Source organism: Planotetraspora silvatica, from assembly GCF_016863315.1.
In the GTDB taxonomy this organism is placed as follows: Bacteria; Actinomycetota; Actinomycetes; order Streptosporangiales; family Streptosporangiaceae; genus Planotetraspora; species Planotetraspora silvatica.
The window spans coordinates 52,928-78,285 of record NZ_BOOQ01000010.1; the positions used below are offsets into that span (position 1 = coordinate 52,928).

General features: G+C 70.5%; 21 protein-coding genes. 16 read left to right on the forward strand and 5 right to left on the reverse strand.

Annotated features, from left to right (window positions below):
• Positions 1 to 110: 110 nt before the first annotated feature.
• Complete coding sequence (gene acs / locus Psi02_RS09515) at positions 111 to 2,087, reverse strand: acetate--CoA ligase (RefSeq protein WP_203973091.1); 1,977 nt, start codon at positions 2,085 to 2,087, stop codon at positions 111 to 113.
• 281 nt (positions 2,088 to 2,368) lie between these two features.
• Between acs and Psi02_RS09520 the strand changes: the two genes are divergently transcribed.
• The 9 genes from Psi02_RS09520 to Psi02_RS09560 all read left to right on the forward strand — a co-directional run bounded on the left by Psi02_RS09520 (position 2,369) and on the right by Psi02_RS09560 (position 11,069).
• The gene (locus Psi02_RS09520) at positions 2,369 to 3,145 is read left to right on the forward strand and encodes a Fic family protein (RefSeq protein WP_203973092.1); all 777 of its coding nucleotides are present in this window, start codon (positions 2,369 to 2,371) and stop codon (positions 3,143 to 3,145) included.
• 868 nt (positions 3,146 to 4,013) lie between these two features.
• Positions 4,014 to 5,048 carry a septum site-determining protein Ssd gene (gene ssd / locus Psi02_RS09525; RefSeq protein WP_203973093.1) on the forward strand — a complete coding sequence of 345 codons (1,035 nt, stop codon included), beginning with the start codon at positions 4,014 to 4,016 and terminating at the stop codon, positions 5,046 to 5,048.
• Positions 5,045 to 6,211, forward strand: coding sequence for a TadA family conjugal transfer-associated ATPase (locus Psi02_RS09530; protein WP_203973094.1), 1,167 nt, complete (start codon positions 5,045 to 5,047; stop codon positions 6,209 to 6,211). The genes ssd and Psi02_RS09530 overlap by 4 nt, the downstream gene beginning before the upstream one ends.
• Positions 6,199 to 7,032 (forward strand): type II secretion system F family protein, encoded by an 834-nt coding sequence (locus tag Psi02_RS09535; RefSeq protein ID WP_203973095.1) that lies wholly within the window; start codon positions 6,199 to 6,201, stop codon positions 7,030 to 7,032. Before Psi02_RS09530 ends, Psi02_RS09535 begins: the two co-directional genes overlap by 13 nt.
• Positions 7,029 to 7,763: a type II secretion system F family protein gene (locus tag Psi02_RS09540; protein ID WP_239094753.1), complete on the forward strand. Its 735-nt coding sequence runs from the start codon at positions 7,029 to 7,031 to the stop codon at positions 7,761 to 7,763. Before Psi02_RS09535 ends, Psi02_RS09540 begins: the two co-directional genes overlap by 4 nt.
• 299 nt (positions 7,764 to 8,062) lie before the next feature.
• Positions 8,063 to 8,500, forward strand: a complete 438-nt coding sequence (locus Psi02_RS09545; RefSeq protein WP_203973096.1) for a DUF4244 domain-containing protein — start codon at positions 8,063 to 8,065, stop codon at positions 8,498 to 8,500.
• 51 nt (positions 8,501 to 8,551) lie between these two features.
• The gene (locus Psi02_RS09550; protein ID WP_239094754.1) at positions 8,552 to 9,007 is read left to right on the forward strand and encodes a TadE family type IV pilus minor pilin; all 456 of its coding nucleotides are present in this window, start codon (positions 8,552 to 8,554) and stop codon (positions 9,005 to 9,007) included.
• Positions 9,004 to 9,369 (forward strand): Rv3654c family TadE-like protein, encoded by a 366-nt coding sequence (locus Psi02_RS09555; protein WP_203973097.1) that lies wholly within the window; start codon positions 9,004 to 9,006, stop codon positions 9,367 to 9,369. The genes Psi02_RS09550 and Psi02_RS09555 overlap by 4 nt, the downstream gene beginning before the upstream one ends.
• A 191-nt stretch (positions 9,370 to 9,560) precedes the next feature.
• Positions 9,561 to 11,069, forward strand: a complete 1,509-nt coding sequence (locus Psi02_RS09560) for a fibronectin type III domain-containing protein (RefSeq protein WP_203973098.1) — start codon at positions 9,561 to 9,563, stop codon at positions 11,067 to 11,069.
• Between the two features lie 25 nt (positions 11,070 to 11,094).
• Here Psi02_RS09560 and Psi02_RS09565 read toward each other — a convergent pair whose 3' ends face one another.
• Positions 11,095 to 13,695, reverse strand: coding sequence for a DEAD/DEAH box helicase (locus Psi02_RS09565; protein WP_505858704.1), 2,601 nt, complete (start codon positions 13,693 to 13,695; stop codon positions 11,095 to 11,097).
• A gap of 255 nt (positions 13,696 to 13,950) precedes the next feature.
• On the opposite strand from Psi02_RS09565, the gene Psi02_RS09570 reads away from it, so the two are divergent.
• The 5 genes from Psi02_RS09570 (at position 13,951) to Psi02_RS09590 (ending at position 20,660) form a co-directional block, all read left to right on the forward strand.
• Positions 13,951 to 14,301 (forward strand): STAS domain-containing protein, encoded by a 351-nt coding sequence (locus tag Psi02_RS09570; RefSeq protein WP_203881757.1) that lies wholly within the window; start codon positions 13,951 to 13,953, stop codon positions 14,299 to 14,301.
• A gap of 16 nt (positions 14,302 to 14,317) precedes the next feature.
• Positions 14,318 to 14,749, forward strand: a complete 432-nt coding sequence (locus tag Psi02_RS09575) for an ATP-binding protein (RefSeq protein WP_203973100.1) — start codon at positions 14,318 to 14,320, stop codon at positions 14,747 to 14,749.
• A gap of 750 nt (positions 14,750 to 15,499) precedes the next feature.
• Positions 15,500 to 17,839 carry a sodium-translocating pyrophosphatase gene (locus Psi02_RS09580; protein ID WP_203973101.1) on the forward strand — a complete coding sequence of 780 codons (2,340 nt, stop codon included), beginning with the start codon at positions 15,500 to 15,502 and terminating at the stop codon, positions 17,837 to 17,839.
• A 175-nt stretch (positions 17,840 to 18,014) separates the two neighbouring features.
• Positions 18,015 to 18,491: a SixA phosphatase family protein gene (locus Psi02_RS09585; RefSeq protein WP_203973102.1), complete on the forward strand. Its 477-nt coding sequence runs from the start codon at positions 18,015 to 18,017 to the stop codon at positions 18,489 to 18,491.
• A 111-nt stretch (positions 18,492 to 18,602) separates the two neighbouring features.
• Positions 18,603 to 20,660 carry an FUSC family protein gene (locus Psi02_RS09590; RefSeq protein WP_203973103.1) on the forward strand — a complete coding sequence of 686 codons (2,058 nt, stop codon included), beginning with the start codon at positions 18,603 to 18,605 and terminating at the stop codon, positions 20,658 to 20,660.
• A 3-nt stretch (positions 20,661 to 20,663) separates the two neighbouring features.
• Here the strand turns inward: Psi02_RS09590 and serB are convergent, their stop codons facing one another.
• The gene (serB, locus tag Psi02_RS09595) at positions 20,664 to 21,887 is read right to left on the reverse strand and encodes a phosphoserine phosphatase SerB (RefSeq protein WP_203973104.1); all 1,224 of its coding nucleotides are present in this window, start codon (positions 21,885 to 21,887) and stop codon (positions 20,664 to 20,666) included.
• Positions 21,888 to 22,027: 140 nt separating this feature from the next.
• Here serB and Psi02_RS09600 point away from each other — a divergent pair, with 140 nt between their 5' ends.
• Positions 22,028 to 22,744 (forward strand): GNAT family N-acetyltransferase, encoded by a 717-nt coding sequence (locus tag Psi02_RS09600; protein ID WP_239094756.1) that lies wholly within the window; start codon positions 22,028 to 22,030, stop codon positions 22,742 to 22,744.
• Positions 22,741 to 23,643 carry a lysophospholipid acyltransferase family protein gene (locus tag Psi02_RS09605; RefSeq protein WP_203973106.1) on the forward strand — a complete coding sequence of 301 codons (903 nt, stop codon included), beginning with the start codon at positions 22,741 to 22,743 and terminating at the stop codon, positions 23,641 to 23,643. Before Psi02_RS09600 ends, Psi02_RS09605 begins: the two co-directional genes overlap by 4 nt.
• A gap of 13 nt (positions 23,644 to 23,656) precedes the next feature.
• Here Psi02_RS09605 and Psi02_RS09610 read toward each other — a convergent pair whose 3' ends face one another.
• Together Psi02_RS09610 and Psi02_RS09615 are read right to left on the reverse strand one after the other, a co-directional pair.
• The gene (locus Psi02_RS09610) at positions 23,657 to 24,664 is read right to left on the reverse strand and encodes an S-adenosylmethionine:tRNA ribosyltransferase-isomerase (protein ID WP_203973107.1); all 1,008 of its coding nucleotides are present in this window, start codon (positions 24,662 to 24,664) and stop codon (positions 23,657 to 23,659) included.
• A complete protein-coding gene (locus Psi02_RS09615) occupies positions 24,661 to 25,344 on the reverse strand; it encodes an SDR family NAD(P)-dependent oxidoreductase (protein ID WP_203973108.1) in 684 nt (227 codons plus the stop codon). Before Psi02_RS09615 ends, Psi02_RS09610 begins: the two co-directional genes overlap by 4 nt.
• Positions 25,345 to 25,358: the final 14 nt, after the last annotated feature.

The window sequence follows — 25,358 nt, forward strand, 5'->3', positions numbered from 1 at the left end:
CGTCTGTCAGTTCGCCGACCAGACTTCCCGGCACACCTGGGGACAAGGTTACCGAAGCACGCGAAGAGGCGCGGGTGCCCAGCACCCGCGCCCCAGGTGAGCCGACCGGCTCAGTCCTCGCTCTTGGCGCTCGGCAACTTCTCGGAGATGAGGTTCATCACCGAGCTGTCGGTGAGCGTGGTGACGTCACCGAGCGAGCGGTTCTCGGCCACGTCGCGGAGCAGGCGACGCATGATCTTGCCGGAACGGGTCTTGGGCAGCTCGGGCACGATCATGATCTGACGCGGCTTGGCGATCGGGCCGAGTTCCTTGGCCACGTGGGCGCGCAACTCGGTGGCGATGTCCGCGCCCTCCTCCGCGTTGCCGCGCAGGATCACGAACGACACGATGGCCTGGCCGGTGACGGGGTCGGTCGCCCCCACCACGGCGGCCTCGGCGACCTTCGGGTGGCTGACCAGCGCGCTCTCGACCTCGGTGGTCGAGATGTTGTGGCCGGAGACCAGCATGACGTCGTCGACGCGGCCGAGCAGCCACAGGTCGCCGTCCGAGTCGCGCTTGGCGCCGTCGCCGGCGAAGTACATCCCGTCGAAGCGTGACCAGTAGGTGTCGATGTACCGCTTGTCGTCGCCCCAGATCGTGCGCAGCATCGACGGCCAGGGCTCGCGGACGACGAGGAAGCCGCCGCCGCCGTCGGGCACGGACACGCCTTGGTCGTCGACCACGTCGGCCACGATGCCGGGAAGCGGTCGCATGGCCGCGCCCGGCTTGGCCGCGGTGACGCCGGGCAGCGGGCTGATCATCATGGCGCCCGTCTCGGTCTGCCACCAGGTGTCGACCACCGGGCAGCGCTCGCCGCCGATGTGCTCGCGGTACCAGACGTACGCCTCGGGGTTGATCGGCTCGCCGACCGACCCGAGCACACGCAGCGAGGACATGTCGTACTTGGCGGGGATGTCGTCGCCCCACTTCATGAACGTCCGGATCGCCGTGGGGGCGGTGTAGAGGATTGTCACGCCGTACTTCTGCACGATCTCCCAGAACCGGCCGCGGTGGGGAGTGTCGGGCGTGCCTTCGTAGATCACGCTGGTCGCGCCGTTGGCCAGCGGGCCGTACACGATGTAGGAGTGCCCGGTCACCCAGCCGATGTCGGCCGTGCACCAGTAGATGTCGCTCTCCGGCTTGAGGTCGAAGACCGCGTGGTGCGTCCAGGCCGCTTGGGTGAGGTAGCCGCCGGTGGTGTGGAGGATCCCCTTGGGCTTCCCGGTGGTGCCGCTCGTGTAGAGGATGTAAAGCGGGTCCTCGGCGTCGTGCGGCACGGGCTCGTGCTCGGACGGCTGGCGGTCGACGATGTCGTGCCACCACACGTCCTTGTCGGTGGTCGCGACGTCCTGGCCGGTCCGGCGGACGACGAGCACGTGCTCGATGCCCGGGCACTGCTCCACCGCCTCGTCGACCGTCGGCTTGAGCGCGCTCGGCGCCCCGCGCCGATAGCCGCCGTCGGCCGTGATGACGATCTTGGCGTCCGCGTCGTCGATGCGGCTCTTCAGGGCCGCCGAGGAGAAGCCGCCGAACACCACCGAGTGGATGGCGCCGATGCGCGCGCAGGCGAGCAGCGAGATCGGCAACTCGGGGATCATCGGCATGTAGATGGCGACCCGGTCGCCCTTGCGGACGCCCAGTTCCTCGAGGGCGTTGGCCGCCTTGGAGACCTCCACCTGGAGGTCCGCGTACGTGATCGTCCGGCTGTCGCCCTCCGGCTCGCCCTCCCAGTAGTAGGCGACCTTGTCGCCCCTGCCGGCCTCGACGTGGCGGTCGACGCAGTTGTAGGCGACGTTCAGCTTGCCGCCGATGAACCACTTGGCGAAGGGGGGATTCCACTCCAGGGTGGTCTCCCAGGGCTTGGCCCAGGTCAGCCGTTCGGCTGCGCGCTCCCAGAAGGCGAGCCGGTCCTCGGCCGCCTCCTCGTAGGCGCTCGCCGTGATGTTCGCGGCCGCTGCCAGGTCGGCCGGTGGTGCGAACCGCCGCGTCTCACTCAGCAGGTTCGACAGCGTCTCCTGGGTCTCGTGACCGGGGGTCTCGGGGGCCACTCCGTACTCCTTCACAGCGTTGTGGAATCACTTTCGTTCGGCCGCCTCGGCCAAGCCATGGATGTGTGTGTCCCACTTCACCAGGCCAGGGGCGCAAAGTACAAGTAATCCAGATCGGTCCACAGGCAGCCTACGACGAGCCGGTGTGACCACCTCTTGTCTTCGTTAATAGCGCTGTGGCTGGGAAATCAGTCTTTTAGAGGGACAAGTGAGCATTTCCTGCGCTCAGCGGCTCGACCGGCTCGCCGAACGACCCCTACTGGCCGGTAAGGTCGGTCCCTGTGAACGACCCACTGGCCGCCGTCGCCGAGTTGCCTGGTGTGCCCCAGGCCGTCCAGGAGGCGCGGGAGGCGGTCGACCGCCTCTACGGACACCGGCTGCTCCGCCGTCGGAGCCCCGAGGTGTCGGCGGAGTCCGCCCTCCGCGGCGCGCGTGCCTCGGCGTCGCTGGAAGGCGTCGAGGTCGGCCTGGAGCCGCTGCGGCTGGGCGAGGTGACCGACCCGGTCGTGCAGGGCGCGTTGCGGGCGTCGGCCGAGCTCGGGCGGCTCGGCAAGACCTGGCGATCGGCCCCTCCCCAGGTGCTCGCCCGCCTGCACACCCTGGCGGCGACGGGCCTGACCTCTGATCCCGGCCGGCCGAGGACCGGGCCGACCTCCGCGGACCCGCTCGGGCTCGGCACGGCGCCGGGTCCTGAGGAGGCCGCGGCGCGGATGGCCGCCCTGGCGGAGCTGGTCTCGGCGACCTCGCAGGCGCCGGCCCTCGTCCTGTCGGCGATCGTGCACGCCGAGCTCGCCGTGCTCCGGCCGTTCGGGGTGGTGGACGGAGTGGTCGCCCGGGCGGCCGCGCGGCTCACGCTCGTGGAGCACGGGCTCGATCCCAAGTCGCTCGTCGCCGTCGAGGTGGGTCACGCCGATCTCGGTGACGCGTACGGCGAGAGCCTGCGGGCCTATCTCACGGGCACCGCCGAGGGCGTGGGGACATGGGTGCGGCACTGCGCCGCGGCCACCGTCCTGGGAGCCCGCGAGACCACCGCCGTCTGCGAAGCGCTGTCGCGCTGAAACGGATGGCGAAAGGGGAGAACGTGGAGCCGCGCAAAGCCGGGAAACGGCACGAGTCGCCGCCGGGCCCGGTTCCACCGGAGAAACGGAGAATCAGCTGGGGGCAAAGCGGACGGCGTCCCTGGGATGGAACGCCGTCGCCTGTACGTCACACTGGGTTACCAAGCGTGCACCTCGAATTTGCCGGACCGGGTCAAGCCCGTCTCGGCACGCCTCCCGCGGCTGGTCGCGCGTGGGTGCCCGGCGGCCGTACGCGGACCTTGCGGCCCGTAAGCCCTTTCTACGTCCGATTGCTGCGGTTGGAAACCCCGGGACCAAGACCTTTACGACGATCACGCTCTTCCGGAAACAGGCATTCGTATGGTCTTATGGCGGTAAGGGGGAGTCGTCGTAGTTGGGGCTCACTCGACCGATACGGGTTGCTGGTTTCACTCGGTGTGACCGGTGGCCCTACCGGAACCGGAAGTGGATGTCCACAGTCGAGACTGACTCAGTGAAAAAAACTGACTCAGTTTAGAGAGGATGCTCGACGAACCTCATATCGATCGGGCAGCATACGGTGTGTCTCTTCCTAAGGAGGCCTAGCATGTGCACCTTGTCACGCGGTGGCCTCCTACTTAAAGCTTTCTTCTAATACGGAGCCGGCTCTACCCCCCCAGAGCCGGACCGGTTGGCGACCCCCGCTCTCCCCCCCAGCGGGGGTCGCCTGCTTTCTCTTCCACTTTCCGCTGTACGGCCTGAGCCGCCGCGGCCGTGGGGACGACCCCGTCGTCCACAGGCCGGCCCTTTTCCACAGAGCCGCGTTCGGGCGCCGGGCGGGAAGGCGTGGCGGCGCACGGTGGTCTCCCCGACCGACAGGGAGAGACCGATGCACCGGCCCTTGGCCATCACCGACGACCAGGATCTCCTCGACGATCTGCTGCGCATCGCCGCAGCCGCCGGAGTGGAGATGGACGTCGCCCACGCGGCAGACCACGCCCGGCCGTACTGGACCCGGGCCCCACTCGTGGTCGTCGGAGGTGATCTCGCCGACGCCCTCGCCGCTGTCTCGCCGCCTCCCCGGCAGAACGTGCTGCTCGTGACCCGGGTGCGCGACGATCCGGACATGTGGCGCAGATGCGTGGCCGTGGGGGCGCAGGCCGTGCTCGAACTGCCTCAGGAGGAGCGGCTTCTGGTCGAGGAGCTGGGAGAGCTGGCCGACCCTGTGACCAGGTCGGGCACCGTGGTGTGCGTCGCGGGCGGGAGGGGAGGCGCCGGCGCGACGGTCCTGTCGGCCTCGCTGGCCCTCACGGCCTCCCGCGCCGGAGCCAGGACGCTCCTCATCGACGCCGACCCTCTGGGCGGGGGCATCGACGTCGTCCTCGGTCAGGAGGAGGCCACCGGGGCCCGCTGGCCGGACATCGTCGGCCGGGAGGGCCGGGTCAGCTTCGCCGCGCTCCAGGACGCGCTGCCGACGTTCGGCGAGCTCACCGTGTTGTCCTGGCATCGCGGCGAGCCGGCGGACATTCCACGGGAGGCGATGCGAGCCGTGCTCGACGCCGCCAGGCGCGGGTGCGATCTGGTGGTCGTCGACCTCCCGCGAACCGTCGGGGAAGGGGAGGCGGAGGCCCTGTCCAGGGCGACGGCGACGCTGGTGGTGGTCCAGGCCGATGTCCGGGGGACTCTCGCGGCGGCCCAGACGCTCGCGCTGCTCCGCCGCCACACCGGCGACCTGCGGGCGGTCATCCGCGCGGGGACGCTCGAACCGGATGTCGTCGCCACAGCACTGGACCTTCCCTGCGCGGGGCTCGTTCCCGAGCTGCGCGGTCTCGTCGAGACGCTGGATCGGGGCGATCCGCCCCCGCTCGGCCGCACCCCGCTCGGCCGGTTCTGCTCCGAGCTGCTGTCGGAGCTCGCGCCGTGACCTCGGTGAACGCCGTCTCGGCGGAGCTGACCGAAGCGGTCAGGGTACGGCTGTCGCGGGCCGGAGCACCGCCCACCGCGGCGCAGGTGGCCGCCGCACTGCGAGCCGAGCGTGCGGTGCTCGGAGACGCCGAGGTCCTCGCGATCGCCCGTGTCCTGAAGGCGGAGCTCATCGGCGCCGGTCCTCTCGAAGGACTGTTGGCCGAGCCTGGCGTGACAGACGTCCTGGTCAACGGGCCGCGCGAGGTGTGGATCGACGACGGCAACGGGTTGCGGCGCACGTCGGTCACCTTCCCCGGCGACGGAGAGGTCCGCCGGCTGGCCCAGCGTCTCGCGGCAACCGCCGGGCGGCGGCTCGACGACGCGTGCCCCTACGTGGACGCGCGCCTGGCAGGCGGCGTGCGCCTGCACGCGGTGCTGCCGCCCATCGCGCCCGACGGCACCTGCCTGTCGCTCCGACTGCCGTCACGTCGCGTCTTCACGATCGAGGAGCTCGTCACGGGATCCGGGGCGGCGGTCCTGCGGGCCATCGTGGCCGCGCGCCAGGCGTTCCTCGTCACGGGCGGAACCGGCACGGGGAAGACGACCCTTCTGTCGAGCCTGCTCTCCCTCGCCGATCCGGGAGAGCGCCTGATCCTCGTCGAGGACTCCGCGGAGCTGCGCCCCCACCACCCTCACGTGGTGCGGCTCGAGGCCCGGCCGCCCAACCTCGAAGGCGCCGGAGGCGTCGGTCTTCAAGACCTGGTACGGCAGGCCCTCCGCATGCGGCCCGACCGTCTGGTAGTGGGCGAAGTGCGCGGCCGTGAGGTCGTCGATCTGCTGGCCGCGCTCAACACGGGTCACGAGGGTGGTTGTGGCACTCTGCACGCCAACAAGGCGACGGATGTGCCCGCCCGGCTGGAGGCGCTCGCGTGCGCGGCCGGTCTTTCCCGTGAGGCCGTGCACAGTCAGATCGCGGCCGCCCTCGATCTCGTGGTCCATCTCGTCCGGGAGCCCGGCGGCGGCCGTCGCCGCGTGGCGGAGGTCTGCCTGCTCGAACGCGAAGCCTCCGGGCTGGTGGTCGCCGTGCCCGCGCTGACGTTCGCGGCCGGCGGACGTGTCAGTCCGGGCCCAGCACTGGACGCGCTGAGCCGGCGGTGCCCGGAGATCTCATGGTCGCCGTAGCCGTCCTGACCGCCATGGTCGCGGCCTGGGTCGGCGCGGGCCCGAGTGTGCAGGCCGAGAGATTGGCCGCGGTTCTCGGTGTGCGTGCTCCGAGACCCGGCCGCGCCGTGTGGAAGGCGCTGGTGGACCGCCGGCGTCCGCTGGCCGAGGCGGCGGCCTGGCGCGCGGCGTGCATCGAGCTGTGCGAGGGCGTGGCCGCCGAGCTGGCCGCGGGAAAGCAAGCGGGCGAAGCGCTGGCGAGGGCGGTCTCCGCCATGACCGTGCCTGACACGGCCGCCCTGCTGCCGGTGGTCGCCGCGGCCCGCGACGGCGGCGACGTTCCGGTCGCTCTCGCTCGCGCCGCACCCCTTCAAGGTGGGGAAGGTCTTGTACGGCTCGCCGCCTGCTGGCAGGTGAGCGTGACCGTGGGCGGCGACCTCCTCACGCTCGTCGAGCGTTTGGCGGCGTCTCTCCGCGCCGAGGAGTCTCATCGGCAGGACGTGGCCGCACAGCTCGCGGGTCCGCGGGCGACGGCCCGCATGCTGGCCGGCCTTCCCCTGCTGGGCTTCCTCATGGCGGCGGGTCTCGGAATGAGTCCCGTGTCGTTCCTGCTGGGCAGCCCGGCCGGGCTCGGCTGCCTGACCATCGGCCTCGCGCTCGACGCGACGGGTGTCTGGTGGACCGGTCGTCTCGTCGCCGGAGCGCAGGGACGGTCCTCGAGGGAACGAGAGCCGGGCAGGCGTGACCCGGGTGGTCGGATGACGAGCATGCGGAGATCGGTCGATCTGGGGCAGGTCGATCGGGAGCCGCGTACGCGGGTGCTGGGAAGGCGGGCGACATGATCGTGATTACCGCGATGGTCCTCACCGCGCTCGCGGTGCTGGCCTGGCCGGCTCCGATGTCCCCGGTGGAGCGGCTCCGCAGAATCCGCGCGCCGAGTGGGCCCGACCCGACGGACGGCTCTGGCCGTGATGTCCCTGTGCCGTCGCTCGCGGTCGCGGCGCCGGTGGGGTTCGTCGCCTTCCTGCTCGTGGGCGGTCTCCCGGGGGTGGTGACGGGCGTGCTGGCCGCGGGCGGCGTGTTCGTGATGGTCGGCAGACGGGAGCCGGCCGAGGTGCGCCGTCGCCGCGAGCGGATGACCGCCGATCTTCCGTTCGCGGCCGATCTCATGGCGGCCTGCCTCCGGGCCGGTCAGCCGTTGAGCGGGGCGATCGAGACCACGGCGGACGCCCTTGGCGGCCCTCTCGGCGAGAGGCTCTCCTGGGTGGCGGCCCAGGTGCGGCTCGGAGCGAACCCGGAGGACGTCTGGGCAGCCGTCGGGAGCGAACCGCCACTGGGCACGCTGGCCCGGACGATGATCAGGGCCGCGCGGAACGGGGCTCCCGTCGCCGACGCGCTCACCCGGCTCGCCGATGACGCGCGCCACGCCTCTCGGGCCGCTTCCGCGGCCGCCGCTCGCAAGGTCGGAGTCCAGGCCGTGGCTCCTCTGGGTCTTTGCTTCCTTCCCGCGTTCGTGTTCCTGGGGATCGTGCCTGTGGTCGCGGGTTTGGCGACGCAGATCCTTCTGCCGTGACCATTGATGCGGTCCCGGTGTGAAGCGCGTCGGTCCATCGCGTTGATACGCGTCGGTCCATCGCGTCGCGCGTAAAGCCGTCCAGGCGTTGTGGACAGCGTCTTCCACAGCTGTGGACAGTCGATGTGGCCAGCGGCTGGTCGATGCCGCTTCATCTGGGGCTTTGTGGAATCCACAGGTGCGGCTCAGGAAGCGGCTCATCCACAGATGCCGATTCGCCGCGAAGAAGGCGACGCGAAATCCAGCAACGTGGCTCCGGTCGCGGGCGGATGGTCCGCCCCAGGGTGTCAGGAGGACCGATGGTCAGTTGGAGAGCGGAGCCCACATCCCTCGGCGTCGAGCAGGCGCCGGCTCAGTTCATTCGGCGTGTGGTCGGCGCCGTCCGGACCGCGGCCCACCGGGCGGGGGTGCAGTGGACGCTTTTCGTCTGCGCCGAGACCCGCGCCCGAGGCCGGGCGGGAGTCCAGACCGGGGGCCGGGAGGGGGCTCAGGCGGAGGCTCCGGCCGGAGCGCCCGCTGACGCCCCTTCGCGAGTCGCGGAAGGAACACAAGTCGAGGAAGGAACATTCGCGAGAGCCCGTGCGCGGGCCGAGGCCGGCATGTCGACGGCGGAGTACGCCGTCGGGACGATCGCCGCCTGCGGATTCGCCGCGCTGCTGTTCAAGATCGTGACCAGCGCCGAGGTGAGGTCGATGCTCTCCGCGCTCATTCAGAAGGCGCTCAAGCTGGCCGGCTGAATGGGGCGCGCCGCAGATTCCGGAAGAGAGTCCCGATGGGAGGAACAGGGCGTGCACAGGATCGTGGCGGCACCTCGGAACGTGGGCACTCCGGGGCCCGGCACCTCGGCCGATGCGGTCTCGGCACAGCCGGGACCGGTGAGCACCGGCAGGCCGAGGCGAGAGCGGGGCTCGGTGACGGCTGAGACGGCCGTCGCCCTTCCGGCTCTGGTGATCGTGCTGGCCGCTTCGCTGTGGGCGGTCACCGTCGTCGGCGTGCATCTCCAATGCGTGGACGCGGCCCGGGCGGGCGCCCGGGCCGCCGCGCGAGGCGAGCAGGCCGAGGCCGTCCGCGAGGCCGTCGCCCGGTCGGCCCCGGCGAACGCGAGGATCGACGTCTCCTCCAGTGCGGAGGTCGCCCGTGTCGAGGTCTCCGTCCGGGTCGAGCCTCCATGGGGTCCGATGTCGCCCGCCGTCGAAGTCAAGACGTCGGCCGTCTCCATGCTCGAGCCGGGCGTACGGCCATGAGGCGGTCGGGGCGCCCGGACAAGGGCTCCGCGACGGTGTGGATGATCGCGATCATGGCGGTGGTCTGGATCACGACGATGGCCGTCGTGGACGTGGCGGTCGCTCGCGTGGCACGACACCGCGCGCAGAGCGCGGCGGATCTCAGCGCGCTCGCCGCGGCGGCCCGGGCGGCGTCCGCCTTGGAGGACGGCTGCGCGCGGGCGCGGACGGTGGCGAACGCCAACGGGGCGCGAGTGCACCAGTGCTCGATTTCGGACGGGATCGCCACCGTCGCGGTCTCCGTGCGTTTCGCGCTCCCGGTCTTCGGCAGTCGTACGGCTGCCGCCGTGGCGAGGGCCGGACCAGTCGACGTGAAGCCGTGAGCGGCCCGATGATCCTGCTACGGGGAGGTTTACCGGGATATGTGACCGTGGATGTTCGTCGCAAAAGAATCACGACTTCTTGGACGCGGTGTCTAAGAGTGGACGACTGGCTAAGGTTTCGGATACTCCCGGTCATCCTGAAGATTCTTCGGGATCGGGTCCCAGGCCGGTTCTTGGCGGAAGGATGGGTCGTGACCGCGCTTCGCAGCCTGGCCGTGGCGGCGGGAGTCGTGCCGCTCGCGACGGTATCCGTTCTGATGGTCGGCGTCGCTCCCGCGAGCGCGGCACCCAGCGGCATCACCTCTCCATCGGCTGGAGAGGTCATCAAGACCTCGGGTCCGGTGACGATCTCGGCCAAGACCGGTCTTCTGCAGTTGAGCATGGGCCTCTACGTCGAGGGACCGTCCGTACCCCGGCGGAGGGTCGCCCAGGGCGGTCTCAATCAGACGATCAAGGGCTCGTTCGATCCCGGGGCCGTTCCGAACGGGGTCTTCACGGTGTCTCTCCGCGGAGAGATCACGGCGAAGACCTACAAGACGTCCACGTTCACGGTCAGCAGGCCTCCGGCCGCGCCCTCTGCCGTCAACGCCGTGCTCACGGGCACATCGAACGTGGTCGTCACGTGGGCCAAGGGGTCCGAACCCGACCTGCGGTCCTACACGGTCTCCAGCACGACGGCGGCGAAGTCGGGCGCCCTTCCACTGGCCACGGCGTGCTCGGGCTCGTCCTGCCGTGCGAGTCTCACGGTTCCCGCGGGGGCGGCGGGTCAGCGGGTCGGGTTCTCCGTGAAGGCGGTGCGTTCCGACGGCTCGGGCGGCACCATCGCGTCGGGCGGATCCGCGGTCTCCTATCTGAACATGCCGGCCGCGGCACAGCCGACTCCGACCGCGACGGCATCGGTGGTGACGTCGCCCTCCGCGACGTCACCACCCGCGACGTCGTCCGTCCCGACTCGGGGCTCGACGGCCGCGACCGGATCGCAGTCGGTCCAGCGACTGACCGGGGACACCTCGAAGGCCGGTCTCACTCTTCCCGACCTGCCCGATGCGGACGCGACCCCACCGGAGGTCGCTCCTCCAGGTTCCATGGCGGGCGAACCCGCCCTGGAGCCGTCCGGTTCGCTGCTCAGCGGACCCGGTTACGGCATCCTGCTCGCTCTGGTCGGCGCGGCGCTGCTCCTGGGCGCCCACGTGCGCGGCCGGTTGAAGCGCCGCAAGGGCATCTACGCGCCTGCGGGTGCCGGAGCCGTGGCGGCGGTGCCGATCGGCACCGCCGCCGGCGTGGCCCGGCCTGCAGGGGCGGGCAGCCGCATCTGGACGGGCGGGGTGCGTGCCGCCGCTCCGGGTTCTGCCGGTGGCGGGACGGGCGTTCCCGCCCTGGCACCGGCGGCCACGCGGCATCATCCGGGACTGGCGCCGACGATTTCGGGAATCTCCGCGACCACCACGTGGGGGCTGGTCAGGGGCACCGCCACCACGATCGCCAGGCGCCCCTCCATCGTGCTCGTCAGCGGGGCGCGAAGGTCGCAACCCGCGCTGGTGGCCTCCCCCGTGCCCGCGGACGTCGATCGAACCGGCCCCCTCGAGCAGGTTCCGGCGGAAGGCTCGGCCGACCGGGGGAGGTTCGACCGACCGGCAGAGGGCGAATGGATCGGGGACGATGACGACCCCTACACCGGACGGCGCCGCAGGGAACCGTGAGCGGGTGCCGGGGCCGGCGAGCCGATCAGGAGCCCAACAGCACGCCGAGGAGGCGGAGCGCGCCCGCCTTGTCGAGAGGCTCGTTGCCGTTACCGCACTTGGGTGACTGGATGCAGGACGGACAGCCCCTCTCGCACTCGCAGGAGGAGATCGCCTCACGGGTGGCGGAGAGCCAGTCGGCCGCTTTGGCGTACCCACGCTCGGCGAACCCCGCACCACCCTCATGACCGTCGTACACGAATACGGTGAGCAATCCCGTGTCGGGGTGGAGTTCTGTCGAGACCCCGCCGATGTCCCAGCGGTCGCATGTGGCGAACAGCGGGAGCAGGCCGATCGAGGCATGCTCGGCCGCGTGGGCCGCGCCGCCCAGATCGACCGGTTTGCCGTCCGGGTCCGACGTCAGCGGGATGAGAGCGGCGGAGGGCAGAGTCCACCACACCGCGCGCGTGCACAATGTCCGGGCCGGTAGGTCGAGGGGTTCCTCACCGAGCATCTCGCCGGTCTGGTGGCGGCGCTTGAGATAGGAGACCACCTGATGGGTGACCTCCACGGAACCGAAATGCAGCTCCCCGGGACCGAAATCCTGCGACCGCAGCGACTCCATCACACGGATGTCCGTCACGTCCCTGGCGAAGGTCGAATAGTCGGGCTCGGCTGTGGAGACCAGGGCGACTCCGGCGTCGAGTTCCAGCTCCTCGACCACGAACGTCTCGCCTTGATGCAGGTAGACCGCCCCGGTGTGGACGGTGGTGTGCGCCGACGACTCGTCGACCGTGCCCAGGAGCCGCCCGGTGCCGGACTCGACCACCTGGATGGGGCTCCCGCCTGACCCTCTGATGTCCGCAAGGTCGGCGGCCCGGTTTCGGCTCGTCCAAAACCATCCCGTCGTACGCCGGCGCAGCAGTCCGCGGGCGACCAGATCGTCCAGCACGTCCTGGGCGGCCGGGCCGAAGATCTCGAGGTCGGCCTCGGTGATCGGGATCTCCGAGGCCGCTGCGCAGAGATGGGGCGCCAGCACGTACGGATTGTCCGGATCGAGAACGATGGCTTCCACCGGGCGGCCGAACAGCGCCTCCGGATGGTGGACCAGATAGGTGTCCAGAGGATCGTCGCGCGCGATCAGCACGGCCAGCGCGTCCTGACCCGCGCGCCCGGCCCGGCCCGCCTGCTGCCAGAGGGAGGCGCGGGTGCCCGGCCATCCGGCGATGAGGACGGCGTCGAGGCCGGACACGTCCACGCCGAGTTCCAGCGCGTTGGTCGTCGCCAGGCCGACCAGGGCTCCCGAACGCAGGGCCTTCTCGAGTACACGCCTGTCCTCGGCCAGGTAGCCCGCTCGATAGGCCGCCACCCGGTCCGCCAGCCGGCCCGAGCGCGGGCCGTCGAGAACGCCGGGGCCCTCCTCGGATTCGGATGCCCGGCTCGTGAGCGTCTCCCCACGCGGCCCGCCGCCGCCCACGGTCGCCGGTCCTCCCAGGCCCGGTCCCGCCAGGCGCGGTCCTCCCAGGCCCGGTCCCGCCAGGCCCGGTCCCGCCAGGCCCGGTCCTGCTAGGCCCGGTCCTGCTAGGCGTGGTCCTCCCAGATCCGGTCCGTACGGCAGGGCCGGCTCCTCGAGTTCCTCGCCAGGCGCCAGTGCCGGCTCTTCGAACTCCCCGGCCCGTCGCACCGTCGGCTCTGCCGGGTCCTGGCCGTACGGCGGAGCCGATCCCACGAGATCGCCGAACGGCGGGGCGAGTCCTTCGCCCGTCTCGATCTCCTCCAGGTTGCGCCTCGCGGCGAGGGCGACCGTTTCCGCCGCGCGCCGAGATCGGACGAACGCCAGTGTGCGGACGTCCTCGATCACGAGATCCGACAGCAGGTCGGCCGCTTCGGCGGTCGCCGTCCGCCGGACGGGGGCGCCGCCCTCGCCCCGCAGATCGGTCAGAGGAGGCTCCCACAGGGCGAAGGTGGTCGAACCCCGAGGGGAGGCGTCCGTCGTCACCTCGGCCATCTCAAGGCCTGTCAGGCGCATTCCCGCGAGAGCGGGCTCGCTCGCGGTCGCCGAGGCCAGCAGGAACACGGGCTGAGAGCCGTATTTGGCGGAGACCCGGCGCAGCCGGCGCAGGATCTGGGCGACGTGGGAGCCGAAGACGCCCCGATAGCCGTGGCACTCGTCCACCACGACCAACCGCAGCCGCCGCCAGAAGGACGACCACGACGCGTGCCGGGGCAGGATCGACCGGTGCAACATATCCGGATTTGTCAGGACATAGTTGGCGTGCTGGCGGACCCACTGACGCTCTTCGGTGGGGGTGTCGCCGTCGAAGGTGGCCGCGCGCACCTGGGCCAGCCGCAAACCCCTGACGGTCCTGAGCTGGTCGGCGGCCAGTGCCTTGGTCGGGGTGAGGTAGAGCACGGTGCCGCCGGAGAAGATCTCCGTCACCGCCGGAACCAGGTAGGCCAGGGATTTTCCCGAGGCCGTTCCTGTGGCGATGATCACGTTTCGGCCACGGTGAACATGCTCGGCGGCCTCGAACTGGTGCTGCCAGAGGCCGGGGACGCCCTGGTTCACCAAGCGCGTAACGAGCAGTTCAGGAGCCCAATCCGGCCAACGGACTTGACCCGCCTGACGTGCTGGAACATGCTCCACATGGGTGACACGCCGCTGGCGTGCTGGAACAGCGAGCAGGCGGCCGAGAAGGGGGCCTGATCGTTCCGAGGGAGAAGTAAACGGAGTCACTGGTTTCCAGTTTGCCATCTGCGGGGAGAGTCGCCCGGAGTCGTGATTTCGTATAGACACGGAGTCGGAGCGTGGTTGAATGCCGCGCGTCAGGGTCATGGTTCTGGGGCTACCAGGATGCACGACTCGCATCGAGACCTACGCAAGTAAGGCGCTGGAGGATCTGTGGATCTGAAGTTGGACCACCATTCCGAGGACAGTCTCACCATCGTCGATGTCGAGGGTGAGATCGATGTCTACACCGCGCCCAGACTGCGTGAGCTGCTGATCGACCTGGTCAACAAGGGCAACTTCCACCTTCTCGTGAACATGGAGAAGGTGGACTTCCTCGACTCGACCGGCCTTGGTGTGCTGGTCGGCGGGCTCAAGCGGGTCCGGGCGCACGACGGTTCACTCGAACTCGTCTGCACGCAGGAGCGCATTCTGAAGATCTTCCGGATCACCGGTCTCACGAAGGTCTTCGGCATCTACGCCTCGGTGGAAGAGGCCAAGGAAGCCCACGGCCGGGACAAGTGACGGCCGAGGAGCCAACATGGCCACCGTCGAGTTGACGTTCAGCGCATTGCCGGCCCACGTGCGCACGGCGCGACTGGTCGCGACGGCCATCGCCCGGCGCACCGGGGTGGCGGAGGCGATCCTGGACGAGGTCCGCCTCGCGGTCGGAGAGGCGTGCTCGCGGGCGGTGGAGGCGCATCGCCTTCACTGCCCGGGTGAGCCTGTCCGCATCGAGTTGCGCGATGACGCGGGCCGGTTCGAGGTGACCGTCACCGACGCCGCCCCGAGCGAGGAGCCCAAGCCGTACGTCCTGGACGTCGACGGCGCTTCCATGCCCGATGAGATGGCGGAGCTGGGTGTCGCGGTCATCGCGGGGCTCGCCGACGACGTCGAAGTGGTGCCGAGCCCCAAAGGCATGCGGATCAGGATGAGCTGGCCCGCGTCGGCCGACGGGATCGCCGCGATCTGACTGGGAGCGGGTGTCCGCCCCCGGGAGCGGGGGCGGCTTTCCGCGCGCCTCCGTCGATCTCTGCGAGGGCCGCTTCGCATCCTGCACCATGAACTCGGCCGTTCCGCCGCCGCGACCTGCGGGCTCGGCCATCCGGTCGACCCGCCTCATCCGGGGTGACGCATCCCCAAGGCCGTCCCACCCCGGCGATCGTCTCCTCCAGGTTGCGCATCCCCACAGGCCGTCCCCCCGGGAGGCTGCTTTCCGGTGGAGGCCTCCTCCACCCGAAGTGCAGCGAACGTTCCCCCGTGAGGCCTCGTATCCCGTGGCTCGCACACCCCTGGGCGGCCGCCGCCTGGCGTCGTACCGGACTGCCCGGATAACGGCCTGCCGGTAATCGGACCGCGTCATTCCTGGTGACAGTGTGGCGAACGTCCATTGCTGAGCACATTAAGGGCATCTGAAATATCGCATTTAAGGCCCGCCGTAACAGGAGTGACGCGCGAGGCTTGCATCCTGACTTACCTGGTCAAAAGGACCACCGGGCGGGGCAAAACTTGCGCCATTACTGGACGTGGTCCTAATTACCGAGGCGAGAGGCCTTCATATCCGCGGCGTCGCTGCGTAGACTCCCGGCACCGGCCAAGGTATTGCGGATGCAACCGGAAGCGGCACTTGCCAATCACCCGGAAGTGCGCCGCTAGGACCGGCAGGTACACCGTCAGCAGCGCCCTCCGGGCAGAATCCAACCCGTCTGGCCGAGGAGGACGGATGTCTGCCTATCTAGCCGCTGGCGAAGGCACAGCGGTGGCACTTAGCGGTTCCCATCTCACACTCGTGGTCGTTGTCGCGGCGGTGGCCCTTTTGGCCCTCGCCGTCGCCGGCGGTCTGGTGCGAGAGGTGCTCGCCGCAGGTCAGGGCACCGAACGCATGCAGAACATCGCGCATGCCGTACAGCAAGGTGCCGCCGCATATCTCACACGGCAGTTCCGGACACTCGCCGTGTTCGTTGTCCTCATTCCTTTCCTACTGTTCCTGTTGCCTGCGGATTCGACCAGTGTGGCCGTCGGCCGTTCGGTCTTCTTCGTGATCGGCGCGGTGTTCTCCGCGCTCACGGGCTTCATCGGCATGTGGCTGGCGGTTCGCGGAAACGTCCGCGTTGCGGCGGCGGCCCGTGAGTCCGGTGAGAAGCTCGCGATGCGCATCGCATTCCGCACCGGCGGCGTGGCGGGCATGTTCACCGTCGGTCTCGGTCTGCTCGGTGCGGCCGTCGTCGTGATCATCTACAAGAGCGACGCTCCGAGCGTGCTCGAAGGCTTCGGTTTCGGCGCCGCGCTGCTCGCGATGTTCATGCGTGTCGGCGGAGGCATCTTCACCAAGGCGGCGGACGTCGGCGCCGACCTGGTCGGCAAGGTCGAGCAGGGCATTCCCGAGGACGACCCGCGCAACGCGGCGACCATCGCCGACAACGTGGGCGACAACGTCGGCGACTGCGCCGGCATGGCGGCCGACCTGTTCGAGTCGTACGCCGTCATGCTGGTCGCCAGCCTGATCCTCGGCAAGGCGGCCTTCGGCACCGAGGGTCTGGTCTTCCCGCTGATCGTCCCGATGATCGGCGTCATCACCGCCATCATCGGCATCTTCACCACCCGGCCGCGCTCCGGCGACCGTTCGGGCATGTCGGCCATCAACCGCGGCTTCTTCATCTCGGCCGGGATCTCCGCCGTCCTCGTCGCGGTGGCCGCGTTCGTGTACCTGCCGTCGAGCTTCTCCGGGCTCAGCGGGGTCAGCCCGGCGATCGCGGGGCTCAGCTCCGACCCGCGCCTGATCGCGATCGGCGCGGTGCTCATCGGCCTCGTCCTCGCCAGCGCCATCCAGGTCCTCACGGGCTACTTCACCGAGACCAACCGCCGCCCGGTGAGGGACATCGGCAAGAGCTCGCTCACGGGACCGGCGACCGTGATCCTGGCCGGCATCTCGGTCGGCCTGGAGTCCGCCGTCTACTCGGCGCTGCTGATCGGCGGCGCGGTGTACGGCGCGTTCCTGCTCGGCTTCGGCAACGTGACCATAGCGCTGTTCGCCGTCGCCCTGGCGGGCACGGGGCTGCTGACCACGGTCGGCGTCATCGTCTCCATGGACACCTTCGGGCCGGTCTCGGACAACGCCCAGGGGATCGCGGAGATGTCCGGCGACGTCGAGGGGGAGGGCGCCCAGGTGCTCACCTCTCTGGACGCCGTGGGCAACACCACGAAGGCCATCACCAAGGGCATCGCGATCGCGACGGCCGTGCTCGCCGCGACCGCGCTGTTCGGCTCGTTCCGGACGGCGGTCGAAGGGCAGCTGGCGACGGCGACGCAGGGCGTCAAGGACGCGCTGGGCTCGTTCGCCAGCTTCAACCTGTCCATCGACTCGCCGAACGTCCTCGTCGGTCTGATCATCGGCGCGGCCGTGGTGTTCCTGTTCTCAGGACTGGCCATCGCCGCGGTCGGACGCGCCGCCGGCCGGGTCGTCTACGAGGTCCGCGAGCAGTTCCGCACCAAGCCGGGGATCATGGACGGCACCGAGCTGCCCGACTACGGCCGTGTGGTGGACATCTGCACCCGTGACTCGCTGCGGGAGCTGGCCACGCCCGGTCTGCTCGCGGTCCTGACGCCGATCGCGGTCGGCTTCGCCTTCGGCTACGCGCCGTTGGGGGCCTACCTGGCCGGCGCGATCGCGGCGGGCACCCTGATGGCGGTCTTCCTGGCCAACTCCGGTGGTGCCTGGGACAACGCCAAGAAGTTGGTCGAGGACGGCCACCACGGCGGCAAGGGTTCACCGGCCCACGAGGCCACGATCATCGGCGACACCGTCGGCGACCCGTTCAAGGACACCGCGGGCCCGGCCATCAACCCGCTGATCAAGGTCATGAACCTGGTCGCCCTCCTGATCGCCCCGGCGGTCGTCACCTACGCCGACAACGTGGCGATCCGCGTCGGGGTGACGGTCCTCGCCGTGGGGGTCGTCGTGGGCGCGGTCGTCGTGTCCAAGCGGCGGTCGATCAGCATCGCCTCCTCGGACGACAACGACAACGACCATGAGGAGCGTGCCCCGGAGACCGTCGGAAGCTGAATTCCGCCGGCGAAGGTCGATTGACGAGAGGGTCCCCCATGACCATGGGGGACCCTCTCTCCATACACTGGGCTGTTATGGACGAACCCTCCGGAGGCCGGGGTCTGGCACTGGTTCTGCTGGCCATGCTGGTGATGTTCGCTGTGATCGTCGGCCTCGCCGTATGGGCTGCGGGATGACGTCCCAGGGCGTCGCCGTGAAGACGCTCATCGTGGTGAGACACGCCAAGGCCGAGCACGTCGCCGGGCTGGCCGACCGGGAGCGCGGGCTCACGGCGCGGGGGGAGCGCAACGCCCGGGAAGCGGGCGATCTGATCCGGCCGCTCGAACCGGCGCTCATCGTGTCCTCCCCGGCCGTCCGCACCCGCCGCACGGCCGAACTGCTCGGCCTGGACGCGCCCATCGAGCTCGACGGCGGGATCTACGAGGCCTACCCCGACGAGCTGCTCGAACTGCTCCGCCGTACGGACCCGGAGGTGGACACCCTCGTGCTCGTGGGGCACAACCCCGGAGTCCACGAGCTCGTCCTGAGTCTGACCGGCACGCAAGACGATCGTTTCCCCCCAGGAGCCTTCGCCGTGATCGAGCTCGCGGCGCCCTGGGAGGAGGTCGTCCCCCGGACGGGACGCCTGGTCCGCACGCACCATCCCTGATCCCGGCGGGAGGACGACCTGCGCCTACTGCTCGTCAACACCGTCCGAGCGCTGAGACCCGCGGATCCCCGGCTCGCGCTCGGCTTCGGGTTGACCGGGGCCGCCTCCCTGGTGATCCCTCTGCTCGCCGGCATCGTCACCGGGCACCTGATCGGCGGCGCCACCGTCGGGCTGGGCGCGTGGCTGGTGGCCAGCAGAGCCCTCCTCGATCCGGCGCGGGTGAGCAGGACGTTCATGCTCGGCGTGGTGGTGTCGCTCGCGGTGGGCACCGTCCTCGGCATCGTCATCTCGGGTGAGAGCTGGCTGATCGTGCCCGCCGCCTCGGCGCTCGGCGGGCTCGGCGTGCTGGTGCGGCCCATCGGCATCACGCCCGCGCTCACCTTCCTGCTCACGGCGGCCAACCCGCTGCCCATCGACCCCCTCGCGCACACGGGCCTGCAACTGCTCGGCGGGCTGCTCGCCAGCGCGCTGCTCACCCTTCCCTGGCCGTGGCGGCGGACCCGCCCGCTGGCCCTGCTGCTGTCCCAGACGGCCGAGGCGGTGGCCGACCTGGTGGAGGCCGCCGCCGATCCGCAGCGCGACTCCCACGAATGGGACGTTCTCCGCCGCAAGGCAGGCGACTCGCTCGTCGAGGCGCTGATGGCCTATGTTCGCCACCGGTGGCAACGCCGATCACGGGACGCCGAGAAGGTGGCCGTGGCGCTCCGGCGGGTGTTCTACGAGGCGGTGGCCTTGCACGGCATGTACGTCGCGGTCCATGGGCGGGCCCCGGCCGCCGCGGAAAGGGCCGGTGCCGGCGACCTGACGCACTCCCTGGCCCAGGCCCTGCGCTCCTTCATCGGAGAAGGCCCCGCCACGACCGAGGACCCGCTTCCCGCCTATGAGGCCCGGGTGAACGAGGTGCGCGCGGACCGCCCGCACGAGGAACGGGAACTGCTGGTCCTGGTCCTGTTGCGGCAGATCGGGCACTGCGCCGAGCGTATCGGGCAGGCCCTGACGAAGGCGGGGGGCGCCGCGCGGGCGCTCCATGCCACCCGCAACGTGCTCCCCACCCTCACGGCACGGCCCAAGACGCCTCCGGAGCTCCGCCTGTCGTTCGCCTTCGACAATCCCCGGGTCAGGCACGCGTTGCGCGTCCTGCTCGGTACGGCGTTCGCCTCCACGATCATCGTGCTGTTCAAGCCGCCCCACCCGCACTGGCTGGTGATCGCCGTCCTCGTGACGGTTCAGCCGACGTACGGCGAGACGCGTGCCAGGGTGTGGGCGCGTATCGGAGGCAGCACGGTGGGCGGGCTCGTCACAGTGGCGATCCTCCATTTCGACCCCGGCTACTGGTGGCTCGGACTGCTGATCGGTGTGTCAGCGGCGCTCGCCTTCGGCATGGCGTCGGTCCATCAGGCCTACTGGTCGACGTTCATGACCATGTGCGTGCTGCTGCTCATCGACTTCCAGCTGCCGGCGGGCACCGGGGTCGTGGAGTCGCGGATCCTGCTGACCATCCTCGGCGGGCTCATCGCCGTGGCCTGCACACGCCTGTTGTGGCCCCGCGGGGAGACCGTCAGGCTCGCCGACCGGGTCGCCCGGATGTTGACGACCCATGCCGGAGCCGCCCGCACACTTGCGGGGGTGGCCCGGGGGAAGTCGTCCGTGGAGAAGGCGGAGGCCAAGATCAAGCAGTCCGAGCAGGACGCGGACGCGGTGGCCCTGTCCCTGGACTACATCGCGCACGAGCCCGGTGGGACGGTACCCCACGCCGTCGAAGAGGCCGTGGAGGCCGCTCAGCGGGTGCGGGACGATCTGATATCCGTCACCTCGGTCCTACGGGACGAGCCGGGCGATCCGGGCCATTTGCCCGAGGTGCTCGAGACGGTCGCGCGGCGGCTGGAGACGACGGCGCAAGCCGTACAGGCCGGTGAGCCGTTCGAGTTCACGGGTGACGTGGACTGCGAGCTGGCGGTGGTGGCCGCTTCGGTGGGGCGCCTCGCGGGGCGGCGTCTCGCGGAGCTGGACGCCGACCCGCGCGACACGCGTACGGAGGTGCGGCGGGCCCTCATCCGCACGGCCGTGGTCGACCAGGCCCTCCGGTCCCTGAGCGTGGACACCGTCCGCCTGTGCGACGCCGCCACGTCCGCCTTCGCCTACGCGACGCCCGAGGCGGAGGCCGCCTGAAATTCAGTCCCAGCGGGAGACCATGCCGTCCTCGGCGTCGGCTGCCTCCACCTCGTCGCGGGAGATCCCGAGGAGGTAGAGGATCGAGTCCAGGTAGGGCACGTTGAGCGCGGTGTCGGCGGCCTGCCGTACGACCGGCTTGGCGTTGAAGGCGATGCCGAGGCCGGCGGCGGCGAGCATGTCGAGATCGTTGGCGCCGTCGCCGACCGCCACGGTCTGGCTGAGGGGCACGCCCGCCTGGGCGGCGAAGCGCTCCAGCGCACGCGCCTTCCCCGGCCGGTCGACGATCTCGCCGATCACCCTGCCCGTGAGCCTGCCGTCCACGACCTCCAGCGTGTTCGCGGCCGAGTAGTCGATGCCCAGATCGGCGACCAGGGCGTCGGTGATCTGGGTGAAGCCGCCGCTGACGATGGCGAAGCGGTAGTCGAGGCGCTTGAGCGTCCGGACCAGTGTGCGCGCCCCGGGCGTGAGGACGACCTCCTTGACGACCTTCTCGAAGATCTGCTCGGACAGCCCTTCGAGCAACGCCACGCGCCTGACCAGCGACTCGGCGAAGTCGAGCTCGCCCTGCATGGCCTGCTCGGTGACGCGCGCGACCTCGTCGAGGCAGCCCGCGTGCCGGGCGAGCAACTCGATGACCTCGCCCTGGATCAGGGTGGAGTCGACGTCCATGACGATGAGCCGCTTGGCCCGGCGGCTGAGGCCGCTGCGCTGGACGGCCACGTCGACCTTCTGCAGCGCCGCCTCGGCGGCGAGTTCCGCCCGCATGGCCTGCGGATCGGCGCCGGAGACCGCCATCTCGATGCATGTGACGGGGTAGGTGGACAACCGTTCGATGCGGTCGATGTTGGCCCCGCTGGCCGCGACCCTCCCGGCGATGCCGGCCATGGCGGCGGGTAGCAGGGGCGCGCCGAGAACGGTGACGTGCAGCCGGCCGCGCCGCCGTTTCTCCTGCGACGCCGTGCCGGTCGCGATCTCCAGGTCCATGTCGAGATCGGCGGCCACCTGCTCGACGGCGGTCCAGAGCCCGCCGATCGTGCCGCCGGTGCCCGTGGGCGGGCCGCCGGCGTAGGCGACCAGGACGCCGAGCGTCAGACGTCCGCGGATGACGACCTGTTCGACGTCGGCGACGGTCACGGGAAACCCGGCCAGGACGGTGAAAAGGCGAGAGGTGACGCCTGGGCGATCCGGACCGGTAAGCGTGATCAGGAGCGTGCGCTGGTTCACGTTGTTTGAGGTTACTGGGCGAAGCCTCCTTACTGTGCACGAGGTTCACCATGCGGACGCCTCACTGCCGCACGTGTGAGAGATCACAGTCATTTCCGCATGACGTCATGGTCACGGAGACCTTGAGGAAGGACGCGCCCATGACGATCTCCCTTGACACCGGTCGTTACACCGTCGGGCTCGCAGAGAGCGCCGCCGATGTCAGAGCCGCCCAGCGACTGCGGTATGAGGTGTTCGCCCAGGAGATGGGCGCCGTCCTCGACTCCCCGGTGAGCGGGCTCGACGTCGACGGATTCGACGCGTACTGCGACCACCTGCTGGTCCGCGAGGGTGACACCGTCGTGGGGACCTACCGGCTTCTGCCGCCGGGACGTTCGGACCGGCTGTACTCGGACGCCGAGTTCGATCTCAGCCGGCTCGCGGGCATCCGGAACAACCTCGTCGAGGTGGGCCGCACGTGCGTGCATCCGGACCACCGCGCGGGTGCGGTCGTCGGCCTCATGTGGGCGGGGATCGCCAACTACATGGTGAACGGCGGGTACGGCTACCTGACCGGATGTTGCTCGGTTCCGCTCGACGACGGCGGCGCGGTCGCCGGCGGCGTCGTCGACCGGGTGCCGCTCGGCCCGGAGGAGTACCGCGTCACGCCCCGTAAGCCGTGGACGAGCACCGGGGCGCCCCTGCCGGACCGGTTCGTGCTGCCGTCCCTGCTGCGCGGCTACATGCGCCTCGGCTCCTGGGTCTGCGGGGCTCCCGCTCACGACCCCGACTTCCGCAGCGCGGACTTCCTCGTCCTGCTGTCGATGGCCAACGTCGACATGCGCTACCTGCGGCACTTCCTGGGAGACATGTTGTGAGCACGATCATCCATCTGCCGGTGACCACGTCACCGTGGTTCCCCGTCTCCCCGTGCATGCCGGCCGAGTGCATGGAGGAGCCTCTCGCGATGGCGGGGCCCCTTCGGCGTGCCGCCCGGGTCCTGGGCGCTCTGGCCGTCGTCGTCTCGGGCATCCCGCTCGCCTTCGTGGCCCGCCTGAGCAGTACGGCGCAGCGCAAGCGGTTCACCATGATGTGGTCGCGGATGTTGATCAGGGCGCTGGGGATCAAGATCGAGGCCCGGCGGGGATTCGCCTTCGTCGGCGGCTCCCTGGAGGCCCGTGCCGTACCCGAGGGGGAGGGCGGGACGCTCCTCGTCGGCAACCACATCTCCTGGCTCGACCCGATCGTGGTCGCCGCCATCACCCCCTGCCGGCTGCTCGCGAAGAGCGAGATCGCCGAGTGGCCGGTGATCCGGACCCTCGCGACGGGCGGCGGTGCGCTGTTCATCGACAGGAACCGCCTGTCCGCCCTGCCCAAGGCGATCGACGACGTCGCCGCCGCCCTGCGGGACGGGGACACAGTGGTCGCCTTCCCCGAGGGGACCACCTGGTGTGGTCGCGAGATGGGCCCGTTCCGGCCGGCCGTGTTCCAGGCCGCCATCGACGCGGGCGTGCCCGTCCGGCCGATGGCGCTGCGGTTCCGGCAGGGTGAGGAGTTGTCGACCGGGCCGTCGTACGTGGGCGACGACTCGCTCGTGGCGTCCATCATGCGGGTCGTCGCCATCAGGGATCTGGTTGCCGAGGTCACCTTCTTCCCCGGCGTGCAGGTGCCCCGCGGCGGAGATCCGCGCCGTGCTCGGAAGACTCTCGCGAGGATCGCCGAGGCCCAGGTCCGCGCGGGCGTCGTGGAGACGCACCGGCAGCCGGTGGCCGCGTAGCGTCTCGGGGGGATCAGAGGATCAGGTGGGTGTCCCCGAACTCGTGCCACAGGTAGCCCTCTTCCAGGGCCGCCGCGTACGAGCGCGAGAGCAGCGGTTCGCCCGCGATCGCCGACAACATCATCAGATGGCTCGACCGCGGCTCGTGCAGGCCGGTGATCAGGCCGTCGACCGCCCGGACGCCCCCGGCCGGGGTCACGATGTGTGACGTCCAGCCGTCGGCCGCCCGGACGGGGCCGTCCAGCGCGGCGGATTCCAGCGCTCTGACGACGGTGGTCCCGACGGCGACGACCCGACCGCCGGTCTCCCGCGTGAGACGCACCAGGTCCGCCGTCCGTCGCGGGACGGAGAACCACTCGGGGTAGGGCGGTTCGTCCTTCTCCGGCGAGGCCACGCCCGTATGGAGGGTGATGGGCGCGACGGCGATCCCCCGGGAGACGAGGCCCGCCACCAGTTCGGCCGTGAACGGCCGGCCCGCGCTCGGCATCTCCGCGCTGCCCGGCTCCACGGCGAACACCGTCTGGTAGTCCGAGAGCGGCCAGTCCCGCCTGACGTAGGAGTAGCGGATGGGCACGCCGTGCTCGCGCAGGTACGCCGGGACGTCGCGATCGAGAGTGGCCCGCCACAGTCGCGGCGTCTGCCGTGCGACCAGCCGCAGGGTGGCGCCGCCGGGAAGCGGCAGCCATTCCCCGGGAGCCCCGCCGGAGTAGGGCTCGGTGGAAGCGGCCGTCAGGCGCCGGAGTTCGACCAGCCAGTCACCGGACGGCGACGTGCCGGAGAAGTGGACGGCGAGCCGGTCGAGCCGCACGGCCGCGGCCAGGGTCGCGGAGTTGTTGACCACGAGCAGATCACCGGGGGAGAGGATCGCCGGCAGGTCCGCGAAGGTGTGATGGGTGATCTCCCCGGTGTCGCGGCGGGAGACGAGCAGCCGCACCTCGTCCCGCCGCAGGCCCCGCGCCTCCGGTGGCTCGTGTGCCTCCCGGACGGGCGGAAGGGCGAAATCGACGCCTCCTGGATTCATTCGCGTGCTCCTGTCGCGATGGCGAGCGCCTCGCGCGTGAAGCGGCCGCTCTGGGGACGGATCGTGACGAGCCGGGTCAGCGCGGAGGCGACCGCGTCGGGGGAGGGAGCCGAGGCGGCCTCCCCGGGGCCGACGGCGTCGGCGAGCATGCGGGTGTTCATCTCGCCCGGATCGACCCACCAGACCGCGAGATCCCGCTCCTCGGCGGCGAGCACGTGGGACAACTGGTCGAGGGCCGCCTTCGTGGCGCCGTAGCCGCCCCAGCCCTCGTAGGCCTCGACGGCGGCGTCCGAGGAGATGCCGAGCACCGCCCCCTTCCGCTTTCGCAGGGCGGGCAGCGTCGCCTGCACCAGAGCTAGAGGGGCGATCACGTTGGTCTCCAGGAGCCGGCGGAGCGCGGCGAGCGGGAGGCCCGCGAGCGGGGGCAGGGGGACCGGTCCGAGGTCACTGGCATTGTTGACCAGCAGGTCCAGCTCCGGCGCGGCTTCCGCGAGCCTGGCGACGTGCGCGGGGTCGGTGACGTCCCCGGCGATCGCCTCGGCGTTGAGGTCGAAGGCCGCGGAGAACAGGTCCTCCTCGCCTCTCGCGGTGAGGAGCAGGGACCAGCCGTCGTCGGCGAGAGCCTTGGCGAGGGCCAGTCCCAGCCCTCGGGAGGCCCCGGTGATGAGTGCCTTCTTCATGGGCTCACGCTAAG